The sequence below is a fragment of the Sphingobium sp. PAMC28499 genome, assembly GCF_004795815.1.
Lineage (GTDB): Bacteria > Pseudomonadota > Alphaproteobacteria > Sphingomonadales > Sphingomonadaceae > Sphingobium > Sphingobium yanoikuyae.
This window is the reverse complement of the sequence record NZ_CP039248.1, coordinates 1,418,585-1,432,005: the sequence shown is the minus strand read 5'-3', so window position 1 is coordinate 1,432,005 and position 13,421 is coordinate 1,418,585. Positions and strand designations below refer to the sequence as shown.

The following is a 13,421-nucleotide window of genomic DNA, read 5'->3' as shown; positions in this document are numbered from 1 at the left end:
ATGGCTTTCCTGCGCGACCGTGTTGAAACCGCGGTCGTGGACGATCCGGAAACCGGCATCTTCCGCTGCCGCCGCGACGTCTTCACCGATCCGGAACTGTTCGATCTGGAGATGAAATATATCTTCGAGAGCAACTGGGTCTATCTGGCACATGAAAGCCAGGTCGAGAAGAAGAACGACTATTTCACCACCTGGATCGGCCATACGCCGGTGATCCTGACGCGGGCCAAGGATGGCGGCCTCAATTGCGTGGTCAATGCCTGTGCCCATCGCGGCGCCAAGCTGTGCCGCCGCAAGCGCGGCAACCAGCCACTCTTCGTCTGCCCCTTCCATGGCTGGAGCTTCAAGACCGACGGCAAGCTGCTGCGCGCCAAGGATGCCAGCACCGGCGCCTATCCCGACAGTTTCGATCATGAAGGGTCGCACGACCTGACCAGAGTGCGGGTCGAAAGCTATCGCGGCTTCATCTTCGGTTCCCTGAACCACGATGTCCTGCCGCTGGAGGATCATCTGGGCGAGGCCAAGGTCATCATCGACCAGATGGTCGACCAGGCGCCCGAGGGCCTGGAAGTGCTGACCGGCAATTCCACCTACACCTTCCATGGCAATTGGAAAATGCAGATGGAAAATGGCTGCGACGGCTATCATGTCAGTTCGGTCCATGAAAATTACCAGTCGACCATGGGCCGCCGTGCCGAAGGCGGGACCAAGGCAGTCGACGCCAATGGCTGGTCGAAGGCACCGGCAAGCGGCGTCTATGGCTTCGAGCATGGCCATATCCTGCTCTGGACGCAGGTGCTGAATCCCGAGGTCCGGCCGGTCTGGAACTATAAGGACCAACTGGTCGAGCGACTGGGCGAGGACAAGGCCCGCTTCATCCTGGAGCAGACGCGCAATCTGGCGCTCTATCCCAATGTCTTCCTGATGGACCAGTTTTCGACCCAGATCCGCGTCGTCCGCCCGATCGACGTGCATACGACCGAGGTCACCATCTATTGCTACGCCCCCAAGGGCGAGAGCGCGGAAGACCGGGCGCATCGCATCCGCCAATATGAGGACTTCTTCAACGTCACCGGCATGGGTACGCCCGACGATCTGGAGGAATTCCGCAGCTGTCAGTCGGCCTATGAAGGTGCGGGTGAATTGTGGAACGATCTCAGCCGCGGCGCGACCCGCTGGATCGCCGGGCCGGACAGCAATGCGACGGCGATGGGCATGAAACCGCTGCTGTCGAGCGAGCGCAGCGAGGATGAAGGGCTGTTCGTGCGCCAGCATGAATTCTGGGCGCAGATCATGCTCGACGGCATGGCCCGCGAAGCCGGTGCGCCGATGATGGAGGCCGCAGAATGACACTGGTTCTCGACACGGAGCGCGCGGCGCTCTCCTATCAGGATATCTGCGCCTTTCTCTATCGCGAGGCACGGCTGCTCGACGATCGCGAACTGGACGCATGGCTGGAATGCTATTCGGAACAGTGCGAATATTGGATGCCGGCCTGGACCGACGATGACGCGCTGACCACTGATCCGCACAGCGAAATCTCGCTCATCTATTATGGCAACCGCAAGGGGCTGGAGGATCGCGTCTATCGCTTGAAGACCGAACGGTCCTCGGCGAGCACGCCGGAGGCACGCACCTCGCACTTCCTGGCGAATATCGAGGTGATCGAGACGCGGAGCGATGCGATCGACCTGCGCTACAACTGGCACACGATGAGCCATCGCTATCAGAAGACGCAGCAGTTTTTCGGAACCAGCTTCGTCACGCTGGACATCAGCGGCGCGGCGCCGAAGATCCTGAAGAAGACGATCGTCCTCAAGGACGACTATATTCATCAGGTCATCGACGTCTATCATATCTGAGGGGCGGGCGATGATCTTCCAGGGACGCTTTGCCGGCAAGGTGATGGTCGTGACCGGCGCGGCGCAGGGCATCGGTGCCGGTGTCGCCACCCGTGCCGCGGCGGAGGGCGCCAGCCTCGTGCTGGTCGACCGGGCGGACTTCGTGACCGATGTCGAGCAGGCGATCGTCGCGGCCGGTGGCAAGGCGATTTCGGTCACTTGCGACCTTGAGACCTATGCAGGCGCGGCGCAGGCGATGGCGGCGGCGATCGCGGCGTTCGGGCGCATCGACATCCTCATCAACAATGTCGGCGGCGCAATCCGCATGCGGCCCTATGCGCAGTTCGAGCCGGAACAGATCGACGCGGAAATCCGCCGTTCGCTGATGCCGACCCTCTATTGCTGCCATGCGGTCCTGCCCGCGATGCTGGAGCAGGGGGCGGGGACGATCGTCAACCTGTCGTCCAATGCCACGCGCGGCATCCGCCGCGTGCCCTATTCGGCGGCGAAGGGCGGGATCAATGGCCTGACCCAGGCACTAGCGATGGAATATGCGGAGGCGGGCATCCGTGTCGTCGCAACCGCGCCCGGCGGCACCAGCGCGCCACCGCGCCGCGTGCCGCGCAATGCCGAAGGCGACAATGCGCAGGAACAGGCTTGGATGGCTGAGGCGGTGGAACAGGTGACGTCGTCGGCCTTCATGAAGCGCTACGGCACGCTGGACGAGCAGATTGCCCCCATCCTTTTCCTCGCCTCCGACGAGGCCAGCTATGTGACCGGATCGGTCTTGCCCGTTGCGGGCGGCGATATCGGCTGAAGGGACTGAAGACATGCAGAAAATCTACGACAGCCCTCGGGTCGCACTGGAAGGCCTGTTGTTCGACGGGATGACGATCATGTCGGGCGGCTTCGGCCTGTCCGGCAACCCCGAAAGCCTGATCCCGGAAATCCGGACGAGCGGCGTGAAGGAACTGACCGTCATCTCCAACAATGCCGGCGCCGATGGCTTTGGCCTGTGGATGCTGCTGGAAAGCCGGCAGGTCCGCAAGATGATCTCGTCCTATGTGGGCGAGAACAAGCTGTTCGAAAGCCAGTATCTCTCCGGCGAGCTGGAACTGGAGCTGAACCCGCAGGGGACGCTCGCCGAGCGCATCCGCGCCGGTGGCGCTGGCATCCCCGCCTTCTACACCAAGACCGGCGTCGGCACGGTGGTGGCCGAGGGCAAGCCGGTCGAGAATTTCGAGGGCGAGGACTATGTCCGCGAAACCTGGCTGCGCGCTGATCTGTCGATCATCAAGGCGTGGCGGGCGGACCCGGCCGGAAACCTCATGTTCCGCAAGACCGCGCGCAACTTCAACCCGAACATGGCGACCGCCGGCAAGGTGACGGTGGTGGAGGTCGAGGAAATCGTGCCTGAGGGCAGCTTCGACCCCGACTGCATCCATACGCCCGGCATCTATGTCGACCGCATTGTCCTTTCCACCATCAACGAGAAGCGGATCGAGAAGCTGACGGTTCGTGAAAGGGAGAGTGCATAATGAGCTGGACCCGCGACGAGATGGCGGCGCGCGCCGCAAAGGAACTGCGCGACGGCTATTATGTGAACCTCGGCATCGGCATCCCGACCCTGGTGGCGAACCATGTGCCCGAGGGCGTCAATGTGACGCTGCAAAGCGAGAATGGCATGCTCGGCATCGGACCCTTCCCGTTCGCGGGCGAGGCGGACCCGGACCTGATCAACGCCGGCAAGCAGACGATCACCGCGCTGCCGACCAGCAGCTTCTTCTCCTCGGCGGACAGTTTTGCGATGATCCGGGGCGGCCATATCGACATGGCGGTGCTGGGCGCGATGGAGGTGGCCGCCAATGGCGACCTCGCCAACTGGACCATCCCCGGCAAGATGGTGAAGGGCATGGGCGGCGCGATGGACCTTGTCGCGGGCGTCAAGCGCGTGGTCGTGGTGATGGATCATGTGTCGAAAAATGGCAGCCCCAAGATCCTACCGACCTGCTCGCTGCCGCTCACGGGCAAGGCGGTTGTCGACCTCATCATCACCGATCTCGCCGTCATCGCCGTCGATCGGGCGAAGGGCGGCCTCACCCTGGTGGAACTGGCCCCCGGCGTCACCGAAGCCGAAGTCATCGAGAAGACCGGCGCGCCGCTGGCGATCCTCGAAAACGCATAGACTGGAATTTACCGTGCCCAATCTGATCGTCGTCAACCGTGCGGGGGACGAAACCAATATCGATGCCCGTGAGGGCGTCTCCGTGATGGAGGCCATTCGCGACAATGGCTTTGACGAACTGCTGGCGCTGTGCGGCGGCTGCTGTTCCTGCGCCACCTGCCACGTCTTCGTGGATGAGGCCTGGACCGGCGCGGTCGGCGCGGCCAGCGGCGACGAGGATGACCTGCTCGATTCCTCCGACCATCGCGGCGATCGGTCGCGCCTGTCCTGCCAGATCATGATGACGGCCGCGCTTGACGGGCTGCGCGTCGCCATCGCGCCGGAGGATTGAGCATGGCTTTCATCCAGCGTCCCGGTGCGAACCTCTACTGGAAGCGTGACGGGCGGGATGACGCGCCCGCGCTGCTACTGCTGAACAGCATCGGCACCGACATGGATTTGTGGGACGGCGTGCTGCCCCATCTGCGTGATCGCTTCGCGGTGCTGCGGATCGATGCGCGCGGCCATGGCGCGTCGATCGCCGAGCCGGGTGATTATGCGCTCGCCATGCTGGCCGACGATGTGCTGGCGGCGGCCGATGCGGCCGGGTTCGATCGCTTCTCTGTAGCAGGCGTCTCGCTGGGCGGGATGGTCGGCATGGAACTGGCTCTGCGCACGCCGGAGCGGGTCGAGAAGCTGCTGCCGATCTGTACCTCCGCGACGATGGACAGCGCGTCATGGAACGACCGTATCGCCAAGGTGCGGGGCGAGGGCATGGCCGCCATCGCCGATCTTGCCATGGGCCGTTTCCTGTCCGACGCTGCCGAGCCGGCCATCTATGAAGCGGTGCGGCGCCAGCTGCTGACGATGGACGCGCAGGGCTATGCCGGTTGCGGCGCGGCGATCCGCGACATGGATCTGGCCGACCGGATCGGCGGCATCGCCTGTCCGACCCTGATCGTTACCGGCACGCGCGACACATCGACGCCTCTTGAGGGGCATGGCGAATATCTGATCGCCCGCATCCCCGGCGCGGCGCATGTGGCGCTGGAAGCCGCGCATCTGGCCCCGCTCGAAGCGCCCGAGGCGCTGGCGGGCGCCATCACCTCTTTCCTGGAAAGCTGAGACATATGGCACAGGCCTTCATCTGCGATGCCGTCCGCACCCCGATCGGCAAGCTCAACGGATCGCTGGCGACCGTCCGTGCCGACGATCTGGCGGCGCTGCCGCTCAAGGCGCTGATGGCGCGCAATGCACAGGCCGACTGGTCGGCGCTGGACGATGTAATCCTGGGCTGCGCCAACCAGGCGGGCGAGGATAATCGCAACGTCGCGCGCATGGCGGTGCTGCTGGCGGGCATGGGTGAGGCCGTGCCGGGCGTGACCGTCAATCGGCTTTGCAGCTCGGGCCTCAATGCGCTGGGCATGGCGGCGCAGGCGATCCGCAGCGGCGACGCCGATTTCCTGATCGCGGGTGGCGCCGAGAGCATGACCCGCGCGCCCTATGTGCTGGGCAAGGCCGGCAGTGCCTTTGGCCGCGACCAGAAGATCGAGGATACGACGCTCGGCTGGCGCTTCATCAACCCGGCGATGAAGGCCGCCTATGGCGTCGATACCATGCCCCAGACCGGCGAGAATGTCGCCGAACAATGGGATGTCAGCCGCGAGGAGCAGGATCGCTTTGCCCTGGCCAGCCAGGAAAAGGCGGCACGCGCGCAGGCGAGCGGTCGCTTCGCCGCCGAGATCGTGCCCGTCTCGATCCCGCAGAAAAAGGGCGATCCCCTGCTGTTCGAGGCCGACGAACATCTGCGTGCCACCAGCCTGGAGGCGCTGGCGAAGCTGACGCCGGTGGTGAAAGTCGACGGCACGGTGACGGCGGGCAATGCGTCGGGCCTGAATGACGGCGCGGCGGCGATGCTGGTCGCATCGGAAGCGGCTGCGGTGACGCACGGGCTGACGCCGCGTGCTCGGGTGATCGGCATGGCAGCGGCCGGCATCGCGCCCCGCATCATGGGCGCCGGCCCGATCGAGGCGGCGCGCAAGCTGCTCGCCCGCAACGGCATGAGCGTCGATCAACTGGACGTGATCGAACTCAATGAAGCCTTTGCCAGCCAGGCGATCGCGACGCTGCGCGACCTGGCCGTCGATCCCTTCGACCCGCGCGTCAATCCCAATGGCGGGGCGATCGCGCTCGGCCATCCGCTCGGCATGTCGGGCGCGCGCATCGCGCTGTCGGCGGTCGAGGAACTGCATCGGACCGGCGGCCGCCATGCGCTGGCCTTCATGTGCATCGGCGTGGGCCAGGGCCTCGCCCTGCTGCTGGAGCGGGTGTGATGACGATGGACCGCGCAGATATCGTCATCGTCGGGGCCGGCCATGGCGGGGCGCAATGCGCGATCGCGCTGCGCCAGAACGGCTTTGCCGGGACCATCATGGTGGTCGGCCGCGAGCCGGAATATCCCTATGAGCGGCCGCCGCTGTCGAAGGATTATTTCGCGCGCGAAAAGCCGTTCGAGCGGCTGCTGATCCGGCCGCCCGCCTTCTGGGCTGAAAAGGATGTAAACTTCCTGCTCGGCACCGAAGTGACGGCGGTCGATCCGGCCGGCAAGCAACTGACGCTCTCCGACGGACGCAGCCTTGGCTATGGCAAGCTCATTTGGGCGACCGGCGGCGATCCGCGCCGGCTGAGCTGCGCGGGCGCCGATCTGGCCGGCGTCCATGCGGTGCGGACCCGCGCCGACTGCGACGCGCTGATGGCGGAAATCGATGCCGGCAAGCGCGAGATCGTGGTCATTGGCGGCGGCTATATCGGGCTGGAAGCGGCCGCCGTGCTGAGCAAGATGGGCCTCAAGGTCACTTTGCTGGAAGCGTTGCCAAGAGTGCTGGCGCGGGTGGCAGGCGAGGAGTTGTCCGCCTTCTACCAGCAGGCCCATCGCGACCATGGCGTCGACCTGCGCCTGGATGCCAGGGTCGATTGCCTGGAGGGGGCGGACGGTCAGGTGACGGCGGTGCGGCTGGCGGATGGCGAGCGCATTCCCGCGCAGGCGGTGATCGTGGGCATTGGCATCATCCCGGCGGTCGAGCCGCTGATCCGTGCCGGGGCGAAGGGCGCCAATGGCGTCGATGTCGATGCCGGGTGCCGGACCTCGCTGCCCGACATTTATGCCATCGGCGACTGCGCCGCCTTTGCCTGCGACTTTGCCGGCGGGCAGGTGATGCGGGTGGAATCCATCCAGAATGCCAATGACATGGCGACCTGCGTGGCGAAGGCGATCTGCGGCGACGAACGCCCCTATCGCGCCTTCCCCTGGTTCTGGTCGAACCAATATGATCTCAAGCTCCAGACCGCCGGGATCAACGCAGGCTTCGACCAGACAGTGATGCGCGGCACGCCCACCGACGGCGCCTTCTCGATCGTCTATCTCAGGGATGGCAAGGTCATCGCGCTCGACTGCGTGAACAGCGTCAAGGACTATGTCCAGGGTCGCAAGCTGGTCGAGAATGACGTGCAGATCGATATCGACCGGCTTTCGGATAGCAGTGTCGCGCTCAAGGACACCGTCCGCGCGACACCGGCTGCCGTCGACTAAGTGCAGGCGATCGCCGTGCTCCCATGGCGGCGGCGGTCGCTCACGGGCCGATCATGACCATGCCAAGGGCGTGGCCACGGCACCGCATGCGGCTGTGGCCGCGCCCTTATCAGTCCACGAAATAAGGCGAGCCTGGTACCTGGCTCAAAAGCCCGTTGCAGGTCTCCGCCTGTCCCTATGCGCGCGCCGGATTGGTTGCTTCAATCACCTCGCATGCGGTTTGTGCGCCCGATAATATCGGGCCGGCCACAACTTCGCTTTGCAGAAGGTCCGGCAGCTCGTCTAAAGGCAGGCCGTCAGGATCTGAAACACAATGAATTATCGCCATTCCTTCCATGCGGGCAACAGCGCCGATGTGGTCAAGCACAGCCTGCTGATCGCCCTGATACGGGCCTTGCAGCACAAGCCGGGCGCGCTCACGCTGATCGACACCCATGCCGGTTGTGGCCTGTACGACCTTGGCGGCGATGCCGCTCAACGCACCGGCGAGGCGACGCAGGGCGTGCTGCGGGCCTTTGCCGACCAAAATCCCTTGCTGGACGACTATCGCGCCGCCGTGCGGGCGGTGAATGTGGGGGACGAGCCGCAGCTTTACCCCGGCTCGCCGCGCTTTCTGGCACAGCTTTTGCGCCCGCAGGATGTCCTGATCCTCAACGAGAAGCACCCGGAAGACGCTTACACCCTGCGTGGCGTGATGCGCGGGACCAGCGCTGCCATGCATGAACGCGACGCCTACGAATTGTGGCTGGCCATGGTGCCGCCCCGCACCGCGCGCGGCGTGGTGGTGGTCGACCCGCCCTATGAGCAGGCGGACGAACGCGCCCGCATCACCGCCACCCTCGCCGCCGCGCAGCGCAAATGGGCGCATGGCGTGACGGTAATCTGGTTTCCGCTGAAAGACTACGCCACGCATGCGCGGTGGAAGGCGCAGTTGCGCAAGCTCGGCATCCCGAAATTTCTGTGCGTGGAGCATTGGCTATATGATAGCGAGCAACCCGGCATCTATAACGGTGCGGGCCTTTTCATCGTCAATCCGCCCTACGCTTTCACGCAGGCATTACCGCCCATGTTGGAGGCCTTTCGCGCGGCGTTGGCCCCCGAAGGGCATCGGGGCGAGATTCTCGCCGATTGGTTGAGCGACTAGGATAAGCCCAAGCCCACTCTTCCTCCAGAGCGAGCATTGCCGCGCTCCAGATTGCAGGCAGACTGGATCAGGCTGATCGCTGAAACACGAAGTTCGCCGATCATATCGCCAAAGCCGCAGCCCGCAGGCATAAGGAGGCGGCAGAGATGATGCGCCTCCAACAGCCCATCCCTTCCCGGAATTGTGCAGCGCACAACCGCGCTTCGTTGAGCATTCCGACACCTCATCCGCTCCGCATTCCGCTAATGGAGCCGGCATGGGTGCTGCCGCGATCGCCAAGACCATGGGGATCGGTCGGGCATCGGTCTATCCGGCACTGGCTGACTGATCGGCATCCTCCGGGACCCCGTCTTCACCGCCGACGGTCGTTACCAGCATCAGGCCGGGATCATCTCGCCCGATCGTCGACCCGACATCGTCAGGCCACATCGTCATCCGCCGACCATCACCGCCCATGCTCTGGGCGACCGTCAGCGACATCATGGAGATCAGCATATGGCATCACGCTCGAAGCCGAAGGCAACGTCGGCCACCCATGCTGCTGCCCATGATCAGGGGGAGAGCGTCGCCGGGATCATCGAACATATCGATGGTAACGCCGGGGACGATGGCGAGGAAATGATGGCCGAGGACGCTGGTTCACCGCAGCCCTCCAGAACCACCCGACAGACCCCCGCCACCCGCTCCACCTGTCTCCCATCGCCTTGATCTCCATCGTGACGCTCGATCCTCCGGCGTGATGATATCCCGCGCGATCACAGCAGTTACGATCGGTGGAGAACGGTTCGAATCTCAGTGCGGAAGTCGAACTACTGCTCCACTTCAACGCTACAACCTGCTACGTTCAACCCTCGAAAAGACACGCAATATCAGCATGTTTGACGCGAAGAACGGCCTCCCTCCCTCTCCGCCAATCTTCCCGTAAGATTGTGAGATAAAGCGATTTCTTCCTGATTCACGGCTGCCGAGCGTTCAACCGCTACACAACGGTGCTCGCGTCTCTCTGATTGTTGGAAACTAACGCAAACATACCGGCTGCGCCGAGGAAACCTGATGGCCCTGACCCCGGACATACCTACCCGAATACGCCAGGAAGCCCAATCCCGCGCCGTCCCATATCTGCTCCATTTCACGCAGGCGCAAAATCTGCGCTCGATCATCGATCGCGGCGTGCTCTCACGATCAGCATTGGAGACCGACGAGGAAATTTTCGCCAGTGCCAGCAGCCACTATCGCCTCGATGGGCATGACAACGCCGTCTCGGTTTCAATCGCCGCCATAAACGCACGAATGTTCAGAGCGAAGATGCGCGATGTCGGCAACGCCTATTGGGTAGTTCTGCTGCTGGAACCCAGCATACAGCGTTACGCGGCGGTGGAGTTTTCAGTTACCCACCTCTTAATGATGTGCCGCCAGCATCCCGACTATAATTCGTTGGGTGATTTGCCTTTCAAGCTCTCAACCAAGCTGAAGCGGCTCGAGACGATTCTCGACATGGACGGCCCGGTAAAACCATTCGCAGGTAAACTTCGGTCTATGGTAAGCTTGTTTGCTCAGCTTGAGGAAGATCGGCATTTCCTTGCGCACGGCTTGATGGCGACCAAGCTGAACAAGCAAGGAAAGCGAATCGTCGCGTTTCGGCTCTATGATCACAAGGGCGGTGTGGTCCATGCAGGTGCGATGGATTTGCCGATTGAAAAGCTCGACGATCTTGCGGGATTACTACATCCTACCGCGTCGGATTTCTCTGCATTAGTTTCAAAAATTGGTCGCGAAGCTCTGTTCCCGCAATGGCAGGCGATGGGCGGCGAAAAAGGGATGCCGCGCATGCAAGACTGAGAGCCGTCCTAATCTCCACACCTATTGGGGTGCAATATGCATCCGTCACATGGCAGATTCTGGTCGCTTGCCAACCCCTGAATTGGCCGCGCGACTTAAGAATTAGAACGCTCCGCACCTATATCGAAAGTAGCCAGCCGCTCGATCCCCTCCGAGAGGATATCGAGAGGCCAATCCCCGTATTGCTCACCGATCGATCTTGGCGCGTGACCTTGAAGAACATCCCGGATTTCAGGATTCATCCCGGCGCGTCGCGCCAAGGTTTTGAACAAATGCCGCCACGCGTGATTGGGCTGAATATGTGGGTCATTCACCTCTAGCTCACGGACCCATTTGGCCAGTCTCTCCCCCACTTTCTTATGTTGCGGATTGGCAGGATCACCTCCTCGACCCAATGATCGATTGTAGAAAACAGGCCACTCGCCGAAGACGCGCGCCATTTCCACCACCCCCTGTTCCCTTAAGCGAGAATGCAGCGGAACCAATCTTGCCGAGCCCGACTTGGTTGAGCCCGCCTCGGGCGTTATTCGGATCGCCCACACGCCGTCTTGCTTGATGAAATCACACCCCCGAAGCTGTGCTATCTCGCCCACGCGTGCGCCGGTATAGGCGCATAGAAATGGCACCCAACGCCGAGCGCGCCGGTGAGCTTCAGAGACATTTCCATGATCTCCGGCGAGTGCTGCCCGCAGGATCGTTCTTGCCTCAACGTCCGTGAATCCTCGCTCACGCAAACGTGCGGGCTTCGCCACCCGCACAGAAATGCCGGTCACCGGGTTCGCCGATATCTTCCGGTTTTCCGTAGCCCACCCAAACACAACCTTGAGGCCCGCGAGATAGACCTCCCGAACGCTGCGGCCAGAGATACCGGATCGAAGTAGCTCCTCCTTCCAACGGACGACATCATCCGCCGACACCTTCGCCGCATCATCATGGCCGACCCATCTCTTGAAATGAGCGAATACAGGCTTCCAGCGCTTGATCGTCGAAGCAGCGGGTTTCCGTTCGAGCAGATAGCCGTTGATGATCGCCTCGAATGGCACCTTTGTGGGCGCTGGCGCTGGATCGATCCGGCGAGCCTGAGAGATCATTACCGGCTTCGACGGTGGCGCATCATCTTCGTCAAGCCGTCCCTCCCGCGCAGCCTCGATCCGAGACTGAAACCTGACGATCACCGAAGCGGCCCGACGATTAGCCTCTGATCGAGACACTCGTCCCAATCGTCGAGTGAGATTGGATTTTCCGATGATCGACTGAAGCGTTTTTGGGACCGTCATGCGGACCTCGAAACCACCATCTGTGGTCGCCCGGAGATATGTCATCGATCTCATTCTGTAGCACCGTTGTGTAGCGGTTGAACGCTCGGCAGCCGTGGATCAGGAAGAAATCGTTTTATCTCACAATCTTACGGGAAGATTGGCGGAGAGGGAGGGATTCGAACCCTCGGTACCCTCACGGGCACGCCGCATTTCGAGTGCGGTGCATTCGACCACTCTGCCACCTCTCCGCAGAAGACCGGAAGCATTGAACCGCAAGGAAAAATGCCGCACCGATCGGGTCGAGGGGCGCCCATTAGCGAATGATTCCATCCTTGCCAAGCACCCTTTTCGGTATTTTTCTTGTCTCCCTGCGCGGGCACCCTAAATTGGTCATATGAAAGTCACGATTCAGAATATCGGTACCGGCATCACCGCCCCGCCGGTCGTCCATGCCCGCTTCAGCATCGGCGATGTCCTCAAGCATCGCAGCTTCGGCTTTCGCGGCGTGGTGTTCGACATCGACCCGGTCTTCGCCAACAGCGAGGAATGGTATGAATCGATCCCCGAACATGCCCGGCCCGACAAGCAGCAGCCCTTCTACCACCTGCTCGCCGAAAATGGCGAAAACAGCTATGTCGCTTATGTCAGCCAGCAGAATCTGGTGGCCGACGACAGCGAGGAGCCGGTCGATCACCCTGCGATCACCGGCCTGTTCGGCGATTATGCGGATGGCAAATATCAGCTGCGCCCGCGCCACCGGCACTGAGCCGCACCGGCGGGCGGCGCTGGGCCTTGCCCTGCTGCTCGCCGCGGCCGGGCCGTTGCAGGCTGCCCCGTTGCCGACGCAGGCCCCGGCGTCGGACAAGGTCGCGGTTCCCAATGCCGACCCGACCTTCCCCTTCTCCAACGAGATCGCCGCCTTTGCGAAAGCGGAAGCGGCCGACCCGCCGGTCGCCGACGCCACGCTGTTCCTGGGCAGTTCCAGCATCCGCCTGTGGGACATCAAGGGCAGCTTCACCGATATCGGCACGGTCAATCGCGGCTTTGGCGGCGCGACCACGCCCGACGTGCTGCATTATTACAAGCGGCTGCTGCCCAAGGCCAAGCCGCGCTCGATCATCGTCTATGTCGGCGAGAATGACCTGGCCGCCGGCGCGACGCCGGACAAGGTCGCCACCGACGTGCTGACCCTGCTGCGCCAGCTTCGCGCCGACTATCCCAAGGCGCATATCGCCTATCTCTCGCTCAAGCCCAGCCCGATCCGCTGGACGCTCTGGCCCCAGATGGCGGCGGTCAACATGACCGTTTCGGCGCGCAGCAAGGCGATGAAGTTCGATTATCTCGATGTCGGCCGCCCGCTTCTGGCCGCAGATGGCCTGCCCGACGCATCCCTGTTCCGGCCCGACGGTTTGCACATGAATCCGCGCGGTTACGAGCGCTGGACCAGATTGGTCGACGCCTATCTGGACCATGCCGTGCTGGCAGATGCGGTCGCCGGCCGCGATTCCTGACCGCCCTGCCGGCCAGTTTAAGATTGATCCAAGCGCCAGCAACATTATTACCAGCCGCTTGATCGATCGACTGG

Annotated in this window: 15 protein-coding genes and 1 tRNA gene; 13 read left to right on the top strand and 3 right to left on the bottom strand. The window is 62.9% G+C overall.

All coding sequences use genetic code 11. The features are described from left to right. The 10 genes from E5554_RS06915 to rlmJ all read left to right on the top strand — a co-directional run bounded on the left by E5554_RS06915 (position 1) and on the right by rlmJ (position 8,738). Entirely contained in the window at positions 1-1,350 is a 1,350-nt protein-coding gene (locus E5554_RS06915) for a Rieske 2Fe-2S domain-containing protein (RefSeq protein WP_136188286.1), read from the top strand. Then, positions 1,347-1,862: a benzoate 1,2-dioxygenase small subunit gene (gene benB, locus E5554_RS06910; protein ID WP_069336840.1), complete on the top strand. Its 516-nt coding sequence runs from the start codon at positions 1,347-1,349 to the stop codon at positions 1,860-1,862. The genes E5554_RS06915 and benB overlap by 4 nt, the downstream gene beginning before the upstream one ends. 10 nt (positions 1,863-1,872) lie before the next feature. Then, on the top strand, positions 1,873-2,658 hold the full coding sequence (benD, locus tag E5554_RS06905; RefSeq protein WP_097384392.1) for a benzoate diol dehydrogenase BenD: 786 nt from the start codon (positions 1,873-1,875) through the stop codon (positions 2,656-2,658). A gap of 13 nt (positions 2,659-2,671) precedes the next feature. Further along, positions 2,672-3,379 (top strand): CoA transferase subunit A, encoded by a 708-nt coding sequence (locus E5554_RS06900; RefSeq protein WP_136186345.1) that lies wholly within the window; start codon positions 2,672-2,674, stop codon positions 3,377-3,379. Next, a complete protein-coding gene (locus tag E5554_RS06895) occupies positions 3,379-4,026 on the top strand; it encodes a 3-oxoacid CoA-transferase subunit B (protein ID WP_136186344.1) in 648 nt (215 codons plus the stop codon). Before E5554_RS06900 ends, E5554_RS06895 begins: the two co-directional genes overlap by 1 nt. Positions 4,027-4,039: 13 nt before the next feature. Then, positions 4,040-4,357 (top strand): 2Fe-2S iron-sulfur cluster-binding protein, encoded by a 318-nt coding sequence (locus E5554_RS06890; protein ID WP_037522960.1) that lies wholly within the window; start codon positions 4,040-4,042, stop codon positions 4,355-4,357. 2 nt (positions 4,358-4,359) lie between these two features. After that, a complete protein-coding gene (pcaD, locus tag E5554_RS06885; RefSeq protein WP_136186343.1) occupies positions 4,360-5,130 on the top strand; it encodes a 3-oxoadipate enol-lactonase in 771 nt (256 codons plus the stop codon). A 5-nt stretch (positions 5,131-5,135) separates the two neighbouring features. Further along, positions 5,136-6,338 carry a 3-oxoadipyl-CoA thiolase gene (gene pcaF / locus E5554_RS06880; RefSeq protein ID WP_136186342.1) on the top strand — a complete coding sequence of 401 codons (1,203 nt, stop codon included), beginning with the start codon at positions 5,136-5,138 and terminating at the stop codon, positions 6,336-6,338. 5 nt (positions 6,339-6,343) lie between these two features. Further along, a complete protein-coding gene (locus E5554_RS06875) occupies positions 6,344-7,594 on the top strand; it encodes an FAD-dependent oxidoreductase (RefSeq protein ID WP_136188285.1) in 1,251 nt (416 codons plus the stop codon). Between the two features lie 313 nt (positions 7,595-7,907). Beyond that, the gene (rlmJ, locus tag E5554_RS06870) at positions 7,908-8,738 is read left to right on the top strand and encodes a 23S rRNA (adenine(2030)-N(6))-methyltransferase RlmJ (protein WP_136186341.1); all 831 of its coding nucleotides are present in this window, start codon (positions 7,908-7,910) and stop codon (positions 8,736-8,738) included. A 306-nt stretch (positions 8,739-9,044) separates the two neighbouring features. Here the strand turns inward: rlmJ and E5554_RS22980 are convergent, their stop codons facing one another. Continuing rightward, positions 9,045-9,233, bottom strand: a complete 189-nt coding sequence (locus tag E5554_RS22980) for a hypothetical protein (RefSeq protein ID WP_125985736.1) — start codon at positions 9,231-9,233, stop codon at positions 9,045-9,047. Between the two features lie 558 nt (positions 9,234-9,791). On the opposite strand from E5554_RS22980, the gene E5554_RS06860 reads away from it, so the two are divergent. Further along, on the top strand, positions 9,792-10,577 hold the full coding sequence (locus E5554_RS06860) for a DarT ssDNA thymidine ADP-ribosyltransferase family protein (RefSeq protein ID WP_136186340.1): 786 nt from the start codon (positions 9,792-9,794) through the stop codon (positions 10,575-10,577). A gap of 95 nt (positions 10,578-10,672) precedes the next feature. Here the strand turns inward: E5554_RS06860 and E5554_RS06855 are convergent, their stop codons facing one another. Together E5554_RS06855 and E5554_RS06850 are read right to left on the bottom strand one after the other, a co-directional pair. Next, positions 10,673-11,899 (bottom strand): DUF6538 domain-containing protein, encoded by a 1,227-nt coding sequence (locus tag E5554_RS06855; protein WP_168708686.1) that lies wholly within the window; start codon positions 11,897-11,899, stop codon positions 10,673-10,675. A 95-nt stretch (positions 11,900-11,994) separates the two neighbouring features. Further along, a tRNA-Ser gene (locus E5554_RS06850) sits at positions 11,995-12,084 on the bottom strand. A gap of 146 nt (positions 12,085-12,230) precedes the next feature. On the opposite strand from E5554_RS06850, the gene hspQ reads away from it, so the two are divergent. After that, positions 12,231-12,602 carry a heat shock protein HspQ gene (gene hspQ, locus E5554_RS06845; protein ID WP_004210078.1) on the top strand — a complete coding sequence of 124 codons (372 nt, stop codon included), beginning with the start codon at positions 12,231-12,233 and terminating at the stop codon, positions 12,600-12,602. Continuing rightward, positions 12,559-13,347, top strand: coding sequence for a GDSL-type esterase/lipase family protein (locus tag E5554_RS06840; protein ID WP_136186338.1), 789 nt, complete (start codon positions 12,559-12,561; stop codon positions 13,345-13,347). Before hspQ ends, E5554_RS06840 begins: the two co-directional genes overlap by 44 nt. The last annotated feature ends 74 nt before the right edge of the window (positions 13,348-13,421 follow it).

Bases quoted from the DNA above. Each gene is read 5' to 3' on its own strand.
- E5554_RS22980 (WP_125985736.1), bottom strand. From the start codon at position 9,233: ATGCTGATCTCCATGATGTCGCTGACGGTCGCCCAGAGCATGGGCGGT.
- E5554_RS06840 (WP_136186338.1), top strand. From the start codon at position 12,559: ATGCGGATGGCAAATATCAGCTGCGCCCGCGCCACCGGCACTGAGCCG.
- benD (WP_097384392.1), top strand. From the start codon at position 1,873: ATGATCTTCCAGGGACGCTTTGCCGGCAAGGTGATGGTCGTGACCGGC.
- benB (WP_069336840.1), top strand. From the start codon at position 1,347: ATGACACTGGTTCTCGACACGGAGCGCGCGGCGCTCTCCTATCAGGAT.
- E5554_RS06875 (WP_136188285.1), top strand. From the start codon at position 6,344: ATGGACCGCGCAGATATCGTCATCGTCGGGGCCGGCCATGGCGGGGCG.
- hspQ (WP_004210078.1), top strand. From the start codon at position 12,231: ATGAAAGTCACGATTCAGAATATCGGTACCGGCATCACCGCCCCGCCG.
- E5554_RS06860 (WP_136186340.1), top strand. From the start codon at position 9,792: ATGGCCCTGACCCCGGACATACCTACCCGAATACGCCAGGAAGCCCAA.
- rlmJ (WP_136186341.1), top strand. From the start codon at position 7,908: ATGAATTATCGCCATTCCTTCCATGCGGGCAACAGCGCCGATGTGGTC.
- E5554_RS06855 (WP_168708686.1), bottom strand. From the start codon at position 11,899: ATGACATATCTCCGGGCGACCACAGATGGTGGTTTCGAGGTCCGCATG.
- pcaD (WP_136186343.1), top strand. From the start codon at position 4,360: ATGGCTTTCATCCAGCGTCCCGGTGCGAACCTCTACTGGAAGCGTGAC.
- E5554_RS06895 (WP_136186344.1), top strand. From the start codon at position 3,379: ATGAGCTGGACCCGCGACGAGATGGCGGCGCGCGCCGCAAAGGAACTG.
- pcaF (WP_136186342.1), top strand. From the start codon at position 5,136: ATGGCACAGGCCTTCATCTGCGATGCCGTCCGCACCCCGATCGGCAAG.
- E5554_RS06900 (WP_136186345.1), top strand. From the start codon at position 2,672: ATGCAGAAAATCTACGACAGCCCTCGGGTCGCACTGGAAGGCCTGTTG.
- E5554_RS06915 (WP_136188286.1), top strand. From the start codon at position 1: ATGGCTTTCCTGCGCGACCGTGTTGAAACCGCGGTCGTGGACGATCCG.